This window comes from Novacetimonas hansenii (assembly GCF_014843995.1).
Lineage (GTDB): Bacteria > Pseudomonadota > Alphaproteobacteria > Acetobacterales > Acetobacteraceae > Novacetimonas > Novacetimonas hansenii.
On the sequence record NZ_CP062147.1, the window covers coordinates 1,979,451 to 1,998,220 of the forward strand.

Consider the following 18,770-nt stretch of genomic DNA (forward strand, 5'->3'; position numbering starts at 1 on the left):
GAAACGCGAAGCATATCCATGGACGCACTCCCTGCGGGACAGGCGCCCGTGCCATAATGCAACCTGCCCCATATCGTGGGGCTGTCTCATTGGGTGGACAATGAGGATTTCCATAGTGCCGATCATGAACCATATGATTCCCTGTTCCACCATCGGCCTGTTGGCATGAAACACCCGTCAGCGCATACGGGTGACACGCCATGCCTTGTCGCGGTGGATAGCGGGGGCACCAAGACGCTGCTGGTCGTGGTCGATCGTGATGCAAATGTCGTCCTGACGCGCAAGGGGCCGGGGTCCAACCCGTTCGACCGTTCCGACTGGCGCACCGTTCTGGCCGATCTTTTGAATGATATTCCACACCATATTGCCGCCGTTGCACTGGGGCTGGCGGGATATGGGGAAAGTCGGAGCATCACGGCACAGCAGGACAAGGCCCTGGGCGAGATCCTCGATATACCCATGGATAAGTATGTCGTCCGCAATGATGTGGAAATGGCGTGTAGCGGTGCGTTTGCAGGTGCGCCGGGGGTTCTGGTCCTGTCGGGTACGGGGTCGATGGGATGGGCAAACGACGAAACCGGGCACAGTCTGCGTGTCGGGGGCTGGGGGCCGCTGTTCGGGGATGAAGGAAGTGCATTCTGGATCGGGCGTGAAGCCCTCTCGCTCCTGACGCAGGCGCTGGATGGGCGCGCGGCGGATGCGCGGGCATTTATCGCACCGATGTGCGGCATCATGGGCCTTCCCTCCTCCCCTGCCCTTGCCGGGCCGGCGCTGCTTGAGTGGTATGGCGGCCTGTCGCATAAACGTTCGGCCGTGGCCGCGTTGGCGCATGGGGTCAGTGAAATGGCGGCACAGGGCAACCAACAGGCCTGCGCCATCCTGGATCGCGCGGCCGCCCACCTCGCACGGCATGTCGCAGTGGCGCGGGAGGGGCTGTCGCGCCCGGCCCTGCCATGGAGTTATACCGGCGGCACATTCAACAGTGTCTATCTACGCCATGCACTGTCGGTTTTTTGCGGGACGCCACAGGCGCCGCGGCTTCCGCCCATCGGGGGCGTGATCCTGCGGGCTGCGCAACTGGCGCAGTGGCAGACCGGTACGGCATGGACCGAACGCCTGTCACACACCCTTGAAGGGCTGCACAGGTAAGCCTGTTTTTTCAACCCGGGCATATCCCGGATGCACTTGTCAGACAAAGGATCCATCAATGAATGCAACGGAACGCGGTATCCGCGAGCAGTTTCCACTTTGGGACCAGGTCATGGATGAACCTGTCCCGCCCTGTGCGGATGACGTCCATGTCGTCGTGGGATGTGGTACATCCGTCCATATCGCGGATTCCATCGCAACCGCACTGAATGAACATGGGGTGTTGTCGCGTGCCATACCGGGCAATGAATGGACCTGCCGCCGCAGTTCCTACATCCCCACGAAAATCGCCCCCCATGTCATCGCCCTTTCCCGCAGTGGGGAATCCACCGAAACGGTTGCCGCGGCAAAAGCCAGCCGTGAAGCCGGCCTGAAGGTCACGGCCTTCACCTGCGCACCCGGCAGCGCCCTGTGTGATCAGGCGGACACGCTGATGGTGGCCCAGACCCACCCGGAAGAAGGCATCGTCATGACGGCCTCCGCCAGCCTGATGCTGCTGATGGGCTTGCGTTACGCGGGTGTCACGATGGACAGCTCGACCACGCGCGCGGCACACGACCTGCTTGCGGCGGCGGACCGGCACCTGAAGGAGCAGATCGAGGGGCGTTCGCATTTCGTCTTCCTCGGCAGCGGGGCGCTTTACGGTGTCGCGCGCGAAGGGGCGCTGAAACTGCAGGAAATGAGCCTGAGCCAGACTGAGGCACATCATCCGCTGGAATATCGCCATGGCCCGGTCAGCCTGATTGACGAACGTTCACTTGTTATCTTCCTGTATCATCCCGATACGTTGGAGGAAGAAAGCCTTCTGGCGCGTGAACTGATGGCAAAAGGGGCCCGTGTGCTGGGTCTTGGCGGTCCCGGCACGGTAGAGCTGCCGATTGCGACGGGCGCGGACGTACGGCCGCTGGTCTGCCTGCCTGTCCTGCAACTGCTTGGTGAATACGTGGCACGTATGCGTGGCCTTGACACGCTGGCCCCCCGTCACCTGACCAAGGTGGTCAAGATTGCCTGACGGGCAGTCCCGCGTCGCCATTGCCCAATAAGGATAGCCCGTCATGACCACAGCCGCAGCCCCGCTCCTCGCGCTGGCACATCAGGCCCACGACAGCACGATCCCGCCACAGGCGCGGCGGGGTATGACATCGGTATGTTCCGCCCATCCGCTGGTGTTGGAAGCCGTCCTGTCGCGTGCGGCACAGACAGGGCGCCCCGTCCTGATCGAAGCCACCTGCAATCAGGTCAATCAGGAAGGCGGCTATACCGGTATGACGCCGGTGGCCTTTCGGGATATGGTCTGGGATATCGCAATGCGGGTCGGTTGCGATCGGGGCCTTATCCTTCTTGGGGGGGACCATCTGGGGCCTAACCCATGGAAATCCCTGCCGGCGACGGAGGCCATGGAACGGGCACAGGCCATGGTCCGTGCCTATGCCGAGGCAGGATTCGTCAAGCTTCACCTCGATGCCAGCATGGGGTGCCGGGGCGAAGCGGCAGCCCTGTCGGACGAAATCGTGGCCGAACGGGCATGCGGACTTGCGGCATCAGCCGAGGCGGCGCGTCCCGGGCAGGCGGCTTATGTCATCGGAACCGAAGTGCCGGTTCCGGGTGGTGTGGCCGATGCCCTTGACCACCTGAAACCGACCGCACCGGCTGCGGCACTACAGACATTGCGCATCCATCAGGACATGTTCACGACCGCACTGGGCGAGGATGTGTGGAAGCGTGTCATTGCCCTTGTGGTGCAGCCGGGCGTGGAATTCGGGGTGGACAATGTCGCTTTTTACCGACGTGACGCCGCACGCGACCTGATTGATACACTGCCCCGCATGCCGGGACTGGTTTTTGAGGCACATTCCACAGATTACCAACCCGCAGTCGCGTTGCGCGAGCTGGTGGAAGATGGGTTCGCCATCCTGAAGGTCGGACCGGGCCTGACTTTCGCCCTCAGGGAAGCACTATATGCGCTTGACGGCATCCGTGCTGCGCTGCGACCTGGTGGTGACAGGCTGCATGACACGATGGACCGTCTTATGACCGACAGGCCGGGATACTGGGCAGGGCACTACGCGGGGACGGATCAGCAGGTTTCATGGTTACGGCATTATTCATACAGCGACCGTATCCGTTATTACTGGGCGCTTCCTGAAGCGCGCGAGGCCGTGGAAAACCTGTTTTCCGATCTGCGGGAAACAGGCATGCCGGACCCGTTGCTTAGCCAGTTTCTGCCCGGCCTTTATGAACAGATCCGCACGGGGCACATCCCCCGCGACCCACGACAGATCACCATTGAAGCCGTGAAGACCGTTCTGTGTCTCTATGACGGGGCTGCTTCGCGATAGCTGCTTGAACAAAGGCGTCGGGCAGCGGCTGTCTGCACCGGCGCGGCCCCTTGCCTCCCGTATCACATCGTGATGACGGGTTCGTGCCCGGCGGACGTGGGCCACAGGGCGGACTGTAATTCATAGGTCTTTTGCAAAAGCGGCACGAGCGCGGGCCGCCCCTTCAGGCGTATCCATTCATCAAGGGCAGTACGAAAGATGGCGATGCCACCACGCGCCATCAGGCAGGCGGCAGCGCGACGGCTTTTCCGGTCGGTCATACGTTTCGCCAACCCTTCGGCAAGGCAGTCTTCCCACTTGGCATATTTCTGGAAGCTGACTGTCTGTAGCGAAGGTGTCTTTTCGATCAGGAATACGAACGCGTAAGTATCTTTCCTGTTTTCCGCGATCTGCGGAACCAGCGCGGTAAAGGCATGCATCATTGCATCGGCGGGGTGCATATCAAGTGTGCATGCCGCCAGCGCGTCACTCAGGCTCTGTGTCATGCCACGGGTCCATGCAAGGACGATGTCCCCCTTGGTCGCGAACATGCGAAACAGTGTGCGCCGCGAAATTCTGGCCGCATCGGCGATTTCGTCCACTGTCGTCTGGTCATATCCCTGCGCGGAAAACAGGTGCATTGCCTCTGCAATCACGGTGGCGCGGACGCGGCCCTGCTTGCGCTCCCTCAGGCCGGGCTTGGGCTGGTCCTCACTGGCGTCGGGCTTCATACACTCTCCTTATGTCCGCCGGCATCATGCCGCAGGGCGTCGCGGACATTCAAGGTGCAAGGGCTGGCGCGCGACGATGTCCTATCGTCCAGATTTCGCGGTTTCTTGCCATGCGGACACCCCGCTGTCGAGCCATGATCCCGTAAGGATGCAATGTGAACGCATGACCGAAGGGCATAATCGCGGCTTTCTGCATCCCGTTTGGGATGCGTGTCATAACAGGCAGAGTGCAGCCATTCTGGCATGGCGCCAAAAGTTTCTTAAAAATATTCTCATGTATTATAAGTAATAATATCATAATCTGTATGTATTAGAAAAATATTTTAAACATTTTCCGTTCATACTTTGTCAAAAAACAGGTATCTACCGGGCAAGCCGCTACCCCATGAACCCATGTCAGGCATTTGCTGCCGACTTTGCCGGAGTGTACGCATATGTCACATTTCACAGATATGGCCTGTATACCCTGAACCTTTCGTGTTCATACGCGGTCAGAAATGACCGGGACCCGGAAACAAAAATGAATCCCGCGTGTTGAATACATGGCTTTTGCCATGCATGCGGGGTCCGTTTCACGCATGAAATACATATCCCATGAATGCCATCGTAGTTACCGCACTACGTCGGCCCTATACCTTTGTGGTGCTGTCGATCCTTATCGTGGTCTTTGGCATCATGTCGGTATTGCGTACGCCGACGGACGTGTTCCCGAACATCCGCATTCCCGTGGTGTCCGTTGTCTGGACCTATGGCGGTATGCTGCCCGAAGAATTCGCCGGCCGTATCATATATAATTACGAACTGATGGTGACCTCGACAGTCGAGGGCATCGAGCATATGGAAAGCAGTTCGTATTACGGCCGTGGTATAGTCAACATATACTTTCAGCCCGGAACCGACATCGGCAAGGCCGAAGCCGAAGTGACCGCGATTTCCCAGACGGTCATAAAACAGCTTCCTGAAAACATCCCCGCCCCCATGGTGATGAGCCTTGATGCCTCGTCCGTGCCGGTACTGACGCTGCAGGTCACATCGGACCGGCAGACGCCTTCTGACCTGTTCAAGCTGGCGATGATCCGTGTGCGTCCCCTGCTTGTGACCGTGCCCGGCGCCGTGGTGCCGCAGGCCTATGGCGGCATGGACAGTTTTGTCATGGTCGCCCTGAACCAGCAGCAGTTGCAGGCGCATCACCTGTCCGCCATGGATGTACAAAACGCCCTGCGCGGACAAAATATCGTCCTGCCGGCCGGGGACCAGAAAATCTCTGCCACGGACTGGATGGTGCAGACAAACGCCACACCACGTTCGATGAAGGAACTGGGTGATATCCCTGTCAAGCGCGTGGGCAATGCCGTCATTTACGTACATGACGTGGCCGAGGTCTATCGTGGCGGCCATCCGCAAACGAACCTTGTATTGGTCAAGGGCAAGCAGGGTGTGGAAATCGTGGTCATGAAAAGTGGCGATGCCTCCACGCTCGATGTCGTGGCCGGGGCGAAGGCGCTGCTGCCGCGGATACAGAAACTGCTGCCCCCCGACGTGAAGGTCAGCATCCTGGGCGATGCCTCTGTCTTTGTGAAAGATTCGATTTTCGACGTCGTGCGTGAAATGCTGACGGCGGCATTCCTGACGGGCATGGTCGTGTTGCTGTTCCTTGGGTCGTGGCGTCCCACCGTCATCATTGCAACCTCCATCCCCCTTGCCATCCTGTGCGCGATCATCGGCCTGCATATCGCGGGACAGACGATCAATGTCATGACGCTTGGCGGGCTTGCGCTGGCGGTTGGTATCCTTGTCGATGACGCCACCGTCATGATCGAGAATATCGACGCCCACCTGGAGATGGGAAAGGAACTGGAAACCGCCATCATTGATGCGGCGAACCAGATCGTCATCCCGACCTTTGTCGCCACCACCTGCATCTGCATTGTATGGCTGCCCCTGTTCGCGCTGAGTGGCGTTGCAGGATGGCTGTTCATGCCAATGGCCGAAGCCATCATCTTTGCCATGATCGCGTCGTTCATCCTGTCACGCACGCTGGTGCCGACCATGGCGAAATACCTTCTGGCGGGCCATAGCGTCGCGGGGCATGGGGATTCACACCATTGCGAACCCCAGCATCACAAGCTGCAATATCCCCGCCGCCTGCCCGAACGTTTCCAGCAGGCGTTCGAACGGGGGTTCAACACCTTCCGGGAGCGGTATTCCCTTCTCCTGCAATGGGCGATCGGGCGCAGGCGGATGTTTGTCGGCACGTTCCTGGGCATTTCCGTCGTTTCGATGGGGCTGTATCTGACTGCCGGGCGGGATTTCTTTCCCGAGACGAAATCAGGCACGATCCAGATGCATATGCGTGCGCCGCTTGGCACCCGTATTGAGGTTGCAGGGCGGGAGGCATCGTTAGTGGAAGACCGCATCAACCAGCTTTTCCCCAACCGTGTGGACACCATGATCGAAAATTGTGGCCTGCCCGAAGGTGCGCATAATCAGGCCTTCATCCCCACACCGACCATCGGCACGCAGGATTGTGACATCACCATCGCCCTGAAGAACGAGGAAACGCCCGTGTGGGACTATCGCGCCATCCTGCGGCGCGACCTGTCGGCGCGCTTTCCCGGCACGGTCTTCACGTTCCAGCCTGCGGACCTTACGGCACGCATCCTGAACTTTGGCTCCCCCGCGCCGATCGACGTGCAGATTTCAGGGCCTGACCTGCGTGATAATTATGAATATGCCCGCCACCTGGTAAATGAATTGCGCAAGGTGCCCGGAACCGCCGACGTGGTGATCCAGCAGACGATGAAAACACCGACATTGTTTGTGCAGGGTAACCGTACCTTTGGTCAGGCGACCGGCATGACCGAAGCAGACCTGGCGAATAATGAACTGATGACCCTGTCAGGCAGCCAGACGGTGGACCCGCAATACTGGCTGGACCCGAAGACCGGGATTACTTTCCCGCTGAATGTCTATGTCTCTCAGGACCAGTTGACGCATTTCAGCAACCTCATGACCATCCCGGTGGACAAGGGGGATGGCGATCCGCAGGGTCGGCACATGCAGCTTCTGGGCGGGATCAGCAATGTCACCGCCACCGGCACGCCGGGACAGGTGTCGCATTTCAACTCCATGCCGGAAGTCGATATCTATGTCTCGGCCGAAGGCGCCGACCTGGGGCAGGTGACATCAGGCGTGCAACGCGTCCTGCGCCAGACGGCACACATGGTTCCCTCCACCGCTGCCGTGGTGATCCGGGGACAGACCGAAACGATGCGCAATTCCTATAACGAACTGATCTTCGGTCTGGTAGTGTCTGTTCTCCTGATCTACCTGCTGATCGTCGTGAACTTTCAGTCATGGCTTGACCCGTTCATCATCATCACCGCCCTGCCCGGCGCGCTTGCCGGTATCGCATGGGCGCTGTTCCTGACCCATACGCGCCTGTCGGTACCTGCATTGACGGGGGCCATCATGTGCATGGGCACAGCCACGGCCAATTCGATCCTTGTCGTCTCCTTTGCCCGCGAACGGATCGAGGAACATGGTGACGCCCTGCGCGCAGCGGTGGAGGCGGGATATGGCCGCATCCGTCCGGTCCTGATGACCGCATTGGCGATGGTGATCGGTATGGTCCCCATGGCCATGAGCAATTCGCAGAACGCACCACTGGGCCGTGCCGTCATCGGTGGCCTGCTGGTGGCAACGGTTTCCACCTTGCTGTTCGTGCCGTGTGTTTACGCAATCCTGCACAATCGTCCGTCCCGCAGCCGGGGGGAAACAAAGTGATGTCGATCCGGAAATCGCAAAAAATACTGCTGGTGTCGGGGGCTGTCGCCGTCATGGGATGGTGCGGATACCTTGTGGCCGAACGTGTCCACCATGCAGCCTCCCTGCGCAGGGAGGCCCAGATGGCCGCCATTCCCAACGTGATGGTGATCTCCCCCCATACCGAGGCACATCATGTCAGCCTCGAACTGCCTGGAACGGTGGAGGCATGGTACCAGGCCCCGATCTATCCGCAGGTGTCGGGATATGTGCGCATGTGGTACAAGGATTACGGCGCACGCGTCGCCGCCGGTGACGTACTGGCTGAAATCAATACGCCCGGCCTCGATGCACAGTTCGCACAGGCCCAGGCTGACCTGCAATCGTCACAGGCCAAATACGACCTTGCCGTCGTCACGGCACAGCGCTGGCGGCTGATGGGGAAATCACAGGCCGTATCGGGACAGTCGGTGTCCGTGCAGGACGCGAATGAAAAATCGGCCGCGGCTGACCTTGAGGCCGCGCGCCATAACCTCGATCGCTATGCCGCGCTTGAACGTTTCAAGGTGATTGTCGCCCCCTTTGACGGGGTGGTGACGGAACGTGACATCAATGTCGGGGATTACGTGCACGAAGGTGGCGGCAACCTCAACGCCAATGGCGGGGCCAGCGAATTGTTCAGTGTGGCGGACACCCACCAGATGCGCCTGTTTGTCTCCATCCCCGAAAACATGTCCTACATCCTGCAACCCGGTCTGCATGCAAGCGTGCGCGTCCCGCAATTTCCCGATCGCGTGTTCGAAGGGCAATTCCTGACCGTATCGGGGGGATATGATCCCGATACAAGGACAAGCGTCAGTGAATTCGTGATTGATAATAAGGACCACGCCCTGTGGCCCGGCACCTTTGCCGCAGTGACGCTGAGCGCACCGGAACAGTCCGGCCACCTTGCCATCCCCACCGGCGCGTTGGTGTTTCAGGAACATGGCATGCAGGTTGCGGTGGTGGATGACCACGATATCGCGCATTTCCATGACATCACGGTGGGCCGTATGGGGGATGGGGCCACACAGGTGCTTTCTGGCCTGTCGGCGCAGGATCGGATCATCGACAACCCACCCGCCGACCTGCTGGAGGGGGAGAAGGTCCATGTCTCCGCACCCGCCGCAGGATACAGCAATGATGTCTCTGAAAAGGACGATGAATGATGAAATCAGGTCCTCGTCGTTGCACGGCCATGCGTGGGGTCGGTCTTGCATCCATGCTGATGCTGGCGGGATGTGACCTTGCCCCCGCCTATCACGCGCCACATTACGTGATCCCCACCACATGGCAGGGGCAGGCCCCTTTTGCACCGGCGCATCCGATGGATGACAGCGTCAGGGCGGAATGGTGGAAAGCATTTACTGACCCCCGCCTGGATGAGCTGGAGGCCGAGGCCACAGCCCATAATGGGAACCTGCAGGCCGCGGCGGAACGTTTCCTGCAGGCGCGTTCCGTCGTCAGCGAGGCGCGTTCCGACCTGTTGCCCCATTTCGGGCTTGCCTTTGGTGGCAGCAATAACAAGAGCTCGGCCGAACGATTGTTCCGGTACAAAGGGCCGATCACGGATTCTGACGAATTCTATGGCGGCATGGCCTCGTGGGAGCCGGATTTCTGGTCATCCATCCGCAACCGTGTCCGCCTGCAAAAGGATTATGCACAGGAACAGGCCGCCGAATATGCGTCCGCCCGCCTCAGCTTGCAGGCGGAACTTGCCAGCGATTATTTCACCCTGCGCGGTCTCGATGCGCAGGCAAACATCTATACCCAGTCGATCAGGTATTATGAGGACTCGCTACGTGTGACGCGCACGCGTCTGCAGGATCAGGCCGCCTCGCGGCTTGACGTGGCGCGTGCGGAAAACCAGCTTTACACCACACAGGCGCACCTGCTCGACATACAGGCGCAGCGTGAGGTGATGGAACATGCCATCGCCGTGCTGGTCAATGTCGCGCCGTCTTCGTTCCATCTTGCCCCCGACAGCCACCTGAACACGAACCGCGTCGCACTTTCACCCGGGGTGCCGTCGGAGCTGCTGGAACGTCGTCCCGATATCGCTATGGCCGAACGCCAGATGGCACAGGCCAACCGGGCCATCGGCATCGCACGTGCGGCCTTCTATCCACATGTCTCTTTCCGGATGGATGGCGGTTTTGACGATAATGGCTTCAACCTCGCCAACCTTGCAAACAGCATGTGGACCTATGGCGCCACGGTTACGTTGCCCATTTTCGAAGGGGGCCTGCGACGCGCACAATTGCAACAGAGCTGGTCGGCCTACCGCGAGACGCGCGACCATTATCGCATGACGGTGCTGACGGCGTTTCGTGATGTGGAGGACGGACTTTCACGCACAAAACGGCTGGATGATGAAAATGCACGCCTGCGCGCGGCGGTAGGTGCCGCAAGCCAGACACAGGATATCACGATGAACTTGTACAAGGGCGGGTTGGCCGCATATCTCGACGTGCTGATCGCGCAGGTCAGTACATTGGAGGCGCGTATCCAGCAGGTGGAGGTCCAGACACGCTATCTCCAGGCGCAGGTCGGGCTGATCCGGGCCTGTGGCGGGGGATGGAATGCATCACTGCTGCCGGCGTCGAACCGGCTGTCGTCTGTCGGAGCGTTGCAATATTCCGGTCTGCACCCGGCACAACCTGTCGGCGATGTTCCTGTGCCGCGCACCAAGGGCGAAGACCCCGAAGATAACCTGACCGGCCCCAAGCTGTCGGCCCTGTCAGTAAGATAGGGCTACCGCAAGGTAGCCCACCCGCACGGTAGGATTGCACAGGAAAGGGTCATGGCTTTTATTATTTATACAAAACATACATACGCGACATATGTATGTTTTGTAAAATATATCCATATCGTGCGGGTTTTATGCTAGTTTGAGGCACCTATCTCTTAACAGGTGCTCTTGTGATTCTGTTTTTATCTGGCCTGATTTCTCTGGTTCTTCTGGTCGCACTCAATATTTTTATTTCACTATCGGAAATATCATTCGCTGCGGCGCGTGATGTCCGGCTCCGCTCACGCGCGGATGCGGGCGATGAACGCGCCGCAGCCTTCCTGCGTCTGCGCCGCAACAGCGGACAGGTCATGACGGTACTGCAGATATGCCTCAACGGTGTGGGGGTACTGGGCGGTATCATCAGTTCGGAAATGCTCGCCCCATCCCTGACCCATGGGCTTATGACATGGGGACTGGGCGAAGCCACGGCCCAGACACTGTCCGCGACGGTAGGGTTTTTCATGGTGACAGGCATGTTCGTGCTGTTTGCCGACCTGATCCCCAAACGTATCGCAATGAACGCCCCGGACAAGGTTGCGCTTTCTGTCGGGTGGTTTCCGGCGATGGCGCTGAAACTGTTTTTTCCCCTTGTCTGGATCTTTTCCAAGATGTCGGATGCGATCCTACGGGCGCTGAAGATTCCGGCGGCATCGGCGGTGGAACCGGTCACGCCAGAGGATTTGCGTGCGATCCTTGCGGCGGGCACAGCCTCTGGGGTCCTGCTGGAGCAGGAACACCAGATGATCCAGAACGTGCTGGGATTACAGGACCGCTCCATCACATCAGCCATGACGCCACGCGATGAAATTGTATTCCTTGACCTGCAGGAAAGCGTCGAGGCGCAGAAAGCCAAGGTACGGGCAAAGCCATATTCGCGTTATCCGCTATGTGATGGCGGGCTGGATAATGTCGTGGGGTCCATCCGGGCAGAAGACGTGCTGGCGGCAGTGGTGGATCGCCCCCCTGCCCCCGCCACGCCGTCACCGGGCACGTCTGCGGGTGACAGGGCGGTTTTTGAGGTGCGACGTGATGTCCTGTCGGTGCCTGAGACGATCAACCTGTGGGATACACTGGCGCAGTTCGACACGCATGGGGTCGGGTTTGCACTGGTTGTCAATGAATATGGGCTTGTCGTCGGCCTTATCACATTCAAGGACATCATGGGCGCGTTGATGGGGGGAGTGGCAAATCCGTTCGAGGAACAGTTGATTGTCCGACGTGATGCCAATTCCTGGCTGATAGATGGTGCGGCCTCGATCGAGGATGTGCGACGTGACCTTGAGGTCATGGACCTTGACGAAGCCGGGCCGTTCGACACTATTGGCGGGTTTGTCATGCACCGGCTGCGGCGCATGGCGCGCAAGGCCGACCGCGTGGATACTGCACGCTTCCGCTTTGAAGTGGTCGATGTGGAGGGGTTTCGCATTAACCAGCTGCTTGTCACCCGCCTCCAGAACTAAACGGTCCTGGTGCTGCCTTGTCTGGACAAGACAGCGCCAGGAGAGGCCTTATCGTTATTGGATCAGTTTGAAACAGCCTCCAGCGTCGTGGCATGTTTTTGCACGATTGGGGGAACACGGATCAGGTAGTCAAACGCAGAAAGCGCAGCCTTTGCCCCATCCCCGATCGCAATGACGATCTGCTTGTAGGGGGTTGTCGTGGCATCACCAGCCGCGAATATGCCGGGGATCGAGGTCGCACCATGATCGTTGACGACAATTTCCCCAAAATCGGTCAACTGTATCGTGCCCTTAAGCCAGCCGGTATTGGGCAGCAGGCCGATCTGCACAAATACGCCCTCAAGGTCGATCTGGTGGTCCGTGCCATCGCCCCCGCGATAGGTCAGGCCTGTGACGTTCTTTCCATTTCCTTCGATCCGGGTGGTCAGGGCCTCCGTCAGAACCGTCACATTGGTCATGCTGTGTAGTTTGTCTTGCAGCACCTTGTCCGCCTTCAGGTGCGATCCGCGTTGCAACAGCGTGACATGCGCGACAATGCCCGCAAGGTCGATCGCAGCCTCGACACCGCTGTTTCCGCCCCCCGCGACGGCAACACGCTTGCCCTTGTAGAACGGGCCGTCACAATGCGGGCAATAGGCCACGCCTTTGTTGCGGTATTCCTCCTCGCCCGGCACGCCCAGATGGCGCCAGTGCGCACCGGTGGCGATAATGACCGTGCGGGAATGCAGGATGGCCCCACTTTCCAACGCCACACCATGCAGCCCCCCTGGTTGTGCCGTAGGAAACAGTTCACTGGCGCGCTGCGATGAAATCACATCGACATCGTACTGCCGGACATGCGCCTCCAGCGCGGCAGAGAGTTTCGGACCGTCCGTTTCCTGGACTGAAATAAAGTTCTCGATCCCGTCCGTATCCATCACCTGACCGCCAAAACGCTCTGCCACGATGCCGGTACGTAATCCCTTGCGCGCGGCATAGACAGCAGCAGCAGCCCCAGCAGGGCCACTACCAATAATCAGCACGTCAAAGGGGGGGATATCCTTCAGCTTTTCCGCCGCGCGACGCGGGGCGTCCGCATCCAGCTTTGCAAGGATCTGTTCCACATCGGCGCGCCCGGTCTCGAACGCTTCGCCATTAAGGTAGACCTGTGGCACGGACATGATGTTGCGTGCGGCAACCTCGTCCTGGAACAATGCACCATCAATCGTGGTATTATGGATGTTGGGATTTATCACGCTCATGGCATTAAGCGCCTGCACCACGTCCGGGCAGTTCTGGCATGACAGCGAGACATAGGTCTCGAACGTGTATTTTCCCGGCAGGGCACGGATCTGCGCGATCACGTCATCAGAAAATTTGGGCGCACGCCCGGCCACCTGCAACAGCGCCAGTACGAAGGATGTGAATTCGTGCCCCATCGGGATGGCCGCAAAGGTCACACCCGCAATGGTATTTCCTGCCGCTGCATCGGCGCGACGGATGACGAAGGAAGGACGTCGCGTGGCCACGCCCTGTTCAGAAACCTGCACCTTGTCGGAAAGGGCAGCGACTTCATGCAGAAGCTCATGCATCTCATGCGATGGTGCGCTGTCATCAAGCGAGGCTTCCAGCACGACCGGATGGGACAGATTCGCCAGATACCCCTTGAGCTGTGCCTTGATGGTGTCCTGCAACATGGAAAGAACTCCGCTTTTTCCGAAAAGGTGGGGAATGGTCCGGCCCGCAAAGGGGCCGGACCACGAACCTGCGATCAGATCTTGCCGACGAGGTCCAGCGACGGGGTCAGGGTCGCACTGCCTTCCTTCCACTTCGCCGGGCAGACTTCGCCCGGGTGGGAGGCGACATACTGCGCGGCCTCGATCTTGCTGAGGAGTTCGGTGGCGCTGCGACCGACGCCGCCTGCCGTGATCTCGATATACTGGATCTTGCCTTCGGGATCGATCAGGAAGGTGCCACGGTCGGCAAGGCCCGCTTCCTCGATCAGGACGTCGAAGTTACGTGCGATATGCCCGGTCGGGTCGCCGATCATCACATATTTGATCTTGCTGATGGCCGGCGAGGTATCATGCCATGCCTTGTGCGTGAAATGCTTGTCAGTGGAGACCGAATAGATTTCCACACCCAGCTTCTGGAACGCGGCATAGTTGTCGGCCAGATCTTCAAGCTCTGTCGGGCAGACAAACGTGAAGTCCGCCGGGTAGAAGAAGAAGACAGACCATTTGCCCTTCACGTCGGCATCGGTCACGGTAATGAACTTGCCATTGTGGAAGGCATCAGCCTTGAAAGGCTTCAGGGGCGAATTGATGCGTGCCATGTAAAATGCTCCTCACTTTTTCGCTTGTCATTGATGACAGGCCTGTTGTCCCACGAACACGGATGACGCGGAAACTGTTTGTTCTGATAGCTCTGATCGGCAAAACCTTTCAATCCCCATGCAGGAATCCGTTATACCTATACCCATGAGCTATATCCCCCTTTCCGGCCTTTCGCTGCGGGACATTGAATATGTTGTTGCGGTGGATGACCTGCGCAACTTTTCACGTGCGGCAGAACGCTGCGGCGTCAGTCAGGGCGGCCTGTCGGAACAGGTGCGCAAACTTGAAACCCTACTGGGTGTGGTGCTGTTCGAACGTACCCGCCGCCATGTCGCCCCCACCCCGCAGGGCGCGCGCCTGATCGCGCTTGGCCGAGAGGTGCTTGCCGCCGCACGTGCCATGATCGAGGCCGCGCGCGTGCAGGCTGGCCCGCTTGAAGGCATGCTGCGTATCGGGGTCATCGCCACGCTTGGCCCCTATTATGTTCCCAGCCTCCTCCCATTGCTGAGACATGCATATCCGCAACTGCGTCTGCAACTGACCGACAGCCAGACACTGCCCATGCTCCAGATGCTGCGCCATGATGAACTTGATCTGGTGTTTGCCGCCCTCCCCGTCAGCCATGATGCCCTGCATTGCACACCGATTTTCGAAGAACCGTTTGTCGCTGCCTTTCCTGCGCAGCACCCTCTGGCGGCGCATCAGGGGTTGGCGATGGGGGAACTGGACGGGCCGGATCTGCTGCTGCTGGAAGAGGGGCACTGCCTGCGTGAACAGGCACTTGCCCTGTGTGGCATGCCCCCACATCATGACCGGCAGCGCCTTGCCACCAGCCTGGAAATGCTGTGGCATATGATTGGCGCTGGCGAGGGATATTCGCTGATACCTCATCTTGCCCTGCGGCATCGCGGTGAATGGGAAGACCTGATCACCACCCTGCCTCTGTCGGATGCGCGGCGCACCATTGGCCTGGTGTGGCGCGCATCCGACCCGCGGGAGGACGCATTTCGCGAGTTCGCGGCATTCCTGCGTGAAAACACGCCAGATGGCTGCCATCCGGTGACTGATCCCGATCAGGGCGGTTATGGGATACAGGGGTAACAGTCCCCCATCCCGTCAGGTATCATGCCTGTCACCGGTCCGGGTGGCGCGATGCGTCGCCACGTTCACCACGTTCATGGAAAATCGGCCTTGATCCCACAGTCTTCCTCCCGGTCATCACGGCCTGATATGTTTACATCATGGCGTATATGGCTGTTACGGCGTTTCGGGGTGTATGCACATCTTCCGCGTATGTTCCGACAGTTATGGCAATGCAGCCCGGCGCTGACACTCGGCAGTATCGGGTTGCGACTGGTGCAGGCGATCCAGCCGCCCCTTGCGCTGTATGTCGCGAAACTGATCGTCGATGACGTCATACGCCTTGACGGGCATGCGGGTTCCCTTGCGGGTTCGCCCCGGCTGGAACTGTGGCTGGCGGTGGAATTCGCGCTGATTATCATGTCAGACCTGACATCACGCGCGATGGCCCTTGTCGATGCGCTTTTGAATGAACGTTATATCAACGCCGTCAGCATTGCATTGATGGATCATGCGGCCACACTTGACCTGGCGCAGTTCGAATCGAGTGAATTGCAGGATCTGCTGGAACGTGCCCGGCGGCAGGCATCCGGGCGCAACAACCTGCTGGTGCAACTGTTCAACATTGGCCAAACGGCGCTGACGGCCGTGACGCTGGTGATCGGGGTGGTTGCTTTTGCGCCGTGGATGGTTGTTGTCCTGATTGTCGGCCTGTTGCCTGCCGCAGCGGGCGAGGCCCGTTTCAATGCCGAAGCCTATCGCCTGATGCGGGCCAAAACGGCGGAGCGGCGGGAGATGGAATATCTGCGCCATGTCGGGGCCAGTGCCGAACATGCCAAGGAAATAAAACTGTTTGGATTGGGCGGGTTCCTTGTCGGGCGCTTCCGTACGGCGGCCAACACTGTCTTGGAACAGAACCGCGGGCTTGCCCTGCGCCGGTTCGGATGGAGTGGCCTGTTCGCCGCGATCGGGTCACTGGCCTATTACGGTGTTTATATCATTATCGTACGCGATACGGTGCGGGGACAGTTTTCGGTGGGGGATCTGACATTCTTGTCGGGTTCATTCCTTCGGTTGCATGGCCTGCTATCCAGTCTCCTGCTGGGGATCACCCAGACGGCGGGACAGGCGCAGTATCTTGATGATTTCTTTGCATTCCTTGACCTGCGACCGGTCATTACCACGCCTGTCGTGACGCAGCCTTTTCCCTCCCCCATCCGTCATGGCATCCGCTTTCGAAATGTCGGTTTCCGCTATCCCGGAACGAACCGATGGGCGCTGCGCCATCTGGAACTGAGTATCGGCGCCGGGGAGACCGTGGCGCTGGTGGGGGAAAATGGCGCGGGCAAGACCACCATCGTCAAGCTGCTGACGCGCCTGTATGAACCTGATGAAGGGGAAATCACGGTTGATGGCGTCTTGTTGCGCGATATGGACCTTGATGACCTGCGTGCCCATATCGGGGTCATTTTTCAGGATTTTGTGCGCTATAGCCTGACGGCAGCAGAAAACATCGCCGTCGGGCGTATCGGTGCGTTGGAGGATGGCGCGCGGATCATGGCGGCAGCCCGCGAAGGGCTTGCCGATGGCGTCGTAGAAAAACTGCCGCTTGGGTATGATCAGCCCCTTGGCAAGAGGGTTGCAAAAGGACGGGACCTGTCCGGTGGGGAATGGCAGAAAATTGCCATTTCACGTGCCTATATGCGTGATGCAGACCTGCTGATCCTTGATGAACCGACTTCGGCGCTGGATGCGCGTGCGGAAGCGGATGTGTTTGACCGTATGCGTGCGCTGCGCCAAGGCAAATCGGCGCTGGTGATCTCGCATCGTTTTTCCACCGTGCGCACTGCTGATCGTATCATTGTCCTGGAACATGGCCAGATACTGGAATCTGGCACACATGACGACCTGCTGGCCCGCAATGGACGTTATGCCGAGCTGTTTGCCCTTCAGGCGGCAGGATACCAATAAGAGACTGTTTGAAAAGTCAGGTTCAATAACATACTGAAATTATAAAGGTTTTTTTGTGAAGCTTTTCCCAAAAAGCTTCAGAAGACGCCGCCTTTTTGAAAAAAGGCGGCACCCAAAAACTTTTCTTATTTTTTATCAACGGTTTGTTTTCAGACAGTTCCCAAGGAACAATATGACCGCAAGCGTCGCGTGCTAACCCGTGCAGGCGATAAACAGCGTCATCGTCAGAACCGACAGGATGGCGCTGAGAAACAGGGTGGATGCGGCCTCACGTTCATCAACCCTGAAGCGTACGGCAAGGATCACCATCACGGTCCCCACCGGGATCGACAGCGCAAGAACTGCTGCGCGGATGGTATCATGCGGCATCCCAACCAGCACCAGTACGCCCCACGATACCGCCGGCACGATAAGATTGCGTGCAAGCACCGTCATGACCACGGGCAGAGTTATGGATACACGTTGCGCAAACAGCACGATCCCCGATGCAAAAAGTGCAACCCCAGCCGCAGCATTCCCCAGGAGACCAAGTGAATCGAGCAGTACCTTGGGAAGATGCAGGTCCATGACCACAAGCATCGTGGCAGCGATGGGAGCCCAGACGATCGGTTCCTCCAGCGAGGACAGGATCTGCCTGCGGACACTGACTGGCGTGGTCACGCTGCCTGCATCCGCATTCTTGGCCAGCAACATGAAACATAGCGGCGTCTGCACCAGCACCATGGCGAATACGGCAGCGGAAATGGCGACGGTGGCGCTGCTGTGCCCGATCAGGGGAGGTAGCATGGCCGAACCGATAAAAGGTACGGATGGTGCGCCAATTGCCAACCCCTGTAATGTCGAGGTGGAGGCATCACGCCTGAAAACGTGACGTGACATGAAGTACGCTATGACGAAGCTCGCGCACATCAATGAAAATACGGACACCGCAAGTGGCACCTGCTCCGCCAGGATTGCGCGGGGGGTATTGGTGATCCCGACGAACAGGTTCAGCGGAAAGGCATACAGCATGACCATCCGGTTCAGGGTGGAAACCTGTTCCCCGTTGAAATCCTTATGCCATCCCGCGCGATAACCAAGGGAAAACACCACCACAAGCGGTAGCATCGCGGCAAGTATGTTTGAAAGCATGCAGTCGTGTTTCCCAT

Annotated in this window: 13 protein-coding genes; 9 read left to right on the plus strand and 4 right to left on the minus strand. The window is 59.0% G+C overall.

Annotated elements, in window-relative coordinates:
* The first annotated feature begins 165 nt into the window (after positions 1-165).
* From IFJ82_RS08595 to IFJ82_RS08605, 3 genes are read left to right on the plus strand one after another with little or no spacing between them, the layout of a single operon-like run.
* Positions 166-1,149: an N-acetylglucosamine kinase gene (locus tag IFJ82_RS08595; protein ID WP_225578596.1), complete on the plus strand. Its 984-nt coding sequence runs from the start codon at positions 166-168 to the stop codon at positions 1,147-1,149.
* A gap of 58 nt (positions 1,150-1,207) precedes the next feature.
* Positions 1,208-2,161, plus strand: coding sequence for an SIS domain-containing protein (locus tag IFJ82_RS08600; RefSeq protein ID WP_003619786.1), 954 nt, complete (start codon positions 1,208-1,210; stop codon positions 2,159-2,161).
* A gap of 43 nt (positions 2,162-2,204) precedes the next feature.
* Entirely contained in the window at positions 2,205-3,488 is a 1,284-nt protein-coding gene (locus IFJ82_RS08605) for a class II D-tagatose-bisphosphate aldolase, non-catalytic subunit (RefSeq protein WP_192263841.1), read from the plus strand.
* Positions 3,489-3,550: 62 nt separating this feature from the next.
* Here the strand turns inward: IFJ82_RS08605 and IFJ82_RS08610 are convergent, their stop codons facing one another.
* Complete coding sequence (locus IFJ82_RS08610) at positions 3,551-4,198, minus strand: TetR/AcrR family transcriptional regulator (RefSeq protein WP_192263843.1); 648 nt, start codon at positions 4,196-4,198, stop codon at positions 3,551-3,553.
* 594 nt (positions 4,199-4,792) lie between these two features.
* On the opposite strand from IFJ82_RS08610, the gene IFJ82_RS08615 reads away from it, so the two are divergent.
* The 4 genes from IFJ82_RS08615 (at position 4,793) to IFJ82_RS08630 (ending at position 12,256) form a co-directional block, all read left to right on the plus strand.
* Entirely contained in the window at positions 4,793-7,984 is a 3,192-nt protein-coding gene (locus IFJ82_RS08615) for an efflux RND transporter permease subunit (protein WP_192263845.1), read from the plus strand.
* Positions 7,984-9,171, plus strand: coding sequence for an efflux RND transporter periplasmic adaptor subunit (locus tag IFJ82_RS08620; protein WP_003619776.1), 1,188 nt, complete (start codon positions 7,984-7,986; stop codon positions 9,169-9,171). Before IFJ82_RS08615 ends, IFJ82_RS08620 begins: the two co-directional genes overlap by 1 nt.
* A complete protein-coding gene (locus tag IFJ82_RS08625) occupies positions 9,171-10,754 on the plus strand; it encodes an efflux transporter outer membrane subunit (RefSeq protein ID WP_192266436.1) in 1,584 nt (527 codons plus the stop codon). The genes IFJ82_RS08620 and IFJ82_RS08625 overlap by 1 nt, the downstream gene beginning before the upstream one ends.
* A 170-nt stretch (positions 10,755-10,924) precedes the next feature.
* Entirely contained in the window at positions 10,925-12,256 is a 1,332-nt protein-coding gene (locus IFJ82_RS08630) for a hemolysin family protein (protein ID WP_192263847.1), read from the plus strand.
* 62 nt (positions 12,257-12,318) lie between these two features.
* Here IFJ82_RS08630 and ahpF read toward each other — a convergent pair whose 3' ends face one another.
* Both ahpF and ahpC read right to left on the minus strand, forming a co-directional pair.
* Positions 12,319-13,932, minus strand: a complete 1,614-nt coding sequence (gene ahpF / locus IFJ82_RS08635; RefSeq protein WP_003619770.1) for an alkyl hydroperoxide reductase subunit F — start codon at positions 13,930-13,932, stop codon at positions 12,319-12,321.
* A gap of 74 nt (positions 13,933-14,006) precedes the next feature.
* Entirely contained in the window at positions 14,007-14,570 is a 564-nt protein-coding gene (gene ahpC, locus IFJ82_RS08640) for an alkyl hydroperoxide reductase subunit C (RefSeq protein WP_003619768.1), read from the minus strand.
* Positions 14,571-14,715: 145 nt separating this feature from the next.
* Between ahpC and IFJ82_RS08645 the strand changes: the two genes are divergently transcribed.
* Both IFJ82_RS08645 and IFJ82_RS08650 read left to right on the plus strand, forming a co-directional pair.
* Positions 14,716-15,672: a hydrogen peroxide-inducible genes activator gene (locus tag IFJ82_RS08645; protein ID WP_003619766.1), complete on the plus strand. Its 957-nt coding sequence runs from the start codon at positions 14,716-14,718 to the stop codon at positions 15,670-15,672.
* A gap of 171 nt (positions 15,673-15,843) precedes the next feature.
* Complete coding sequence (locus tag IFJ82_RS08650) at positions 15,844-17,622, plus strand: ABC transporter ATP-binding protein (RefSeq protein WP_275403440.1); 1,779 nt, start codon at positions 15,844-15,846, stop codon at positions 17,620-17,622.
* Positions 17,623-17,814: 192 nt separating this feature from the next.
* On the opposite strand, the gene IFJ82_RS08655 is transcribed toward IFJ82_RS08650, so the two are convergent.
* Positions 17,815-18,753, minus strand: coding sequence for an AEC family transporter (locus IFJ82_RS08655; RefSeq protein WP_192263849.1), 939 nt, complete (start codon positions 18,751-18,753; stop codon positions 17,815-17,817).
* Positions 18,754-18,770: the final 17 nt, after the last annotated feature.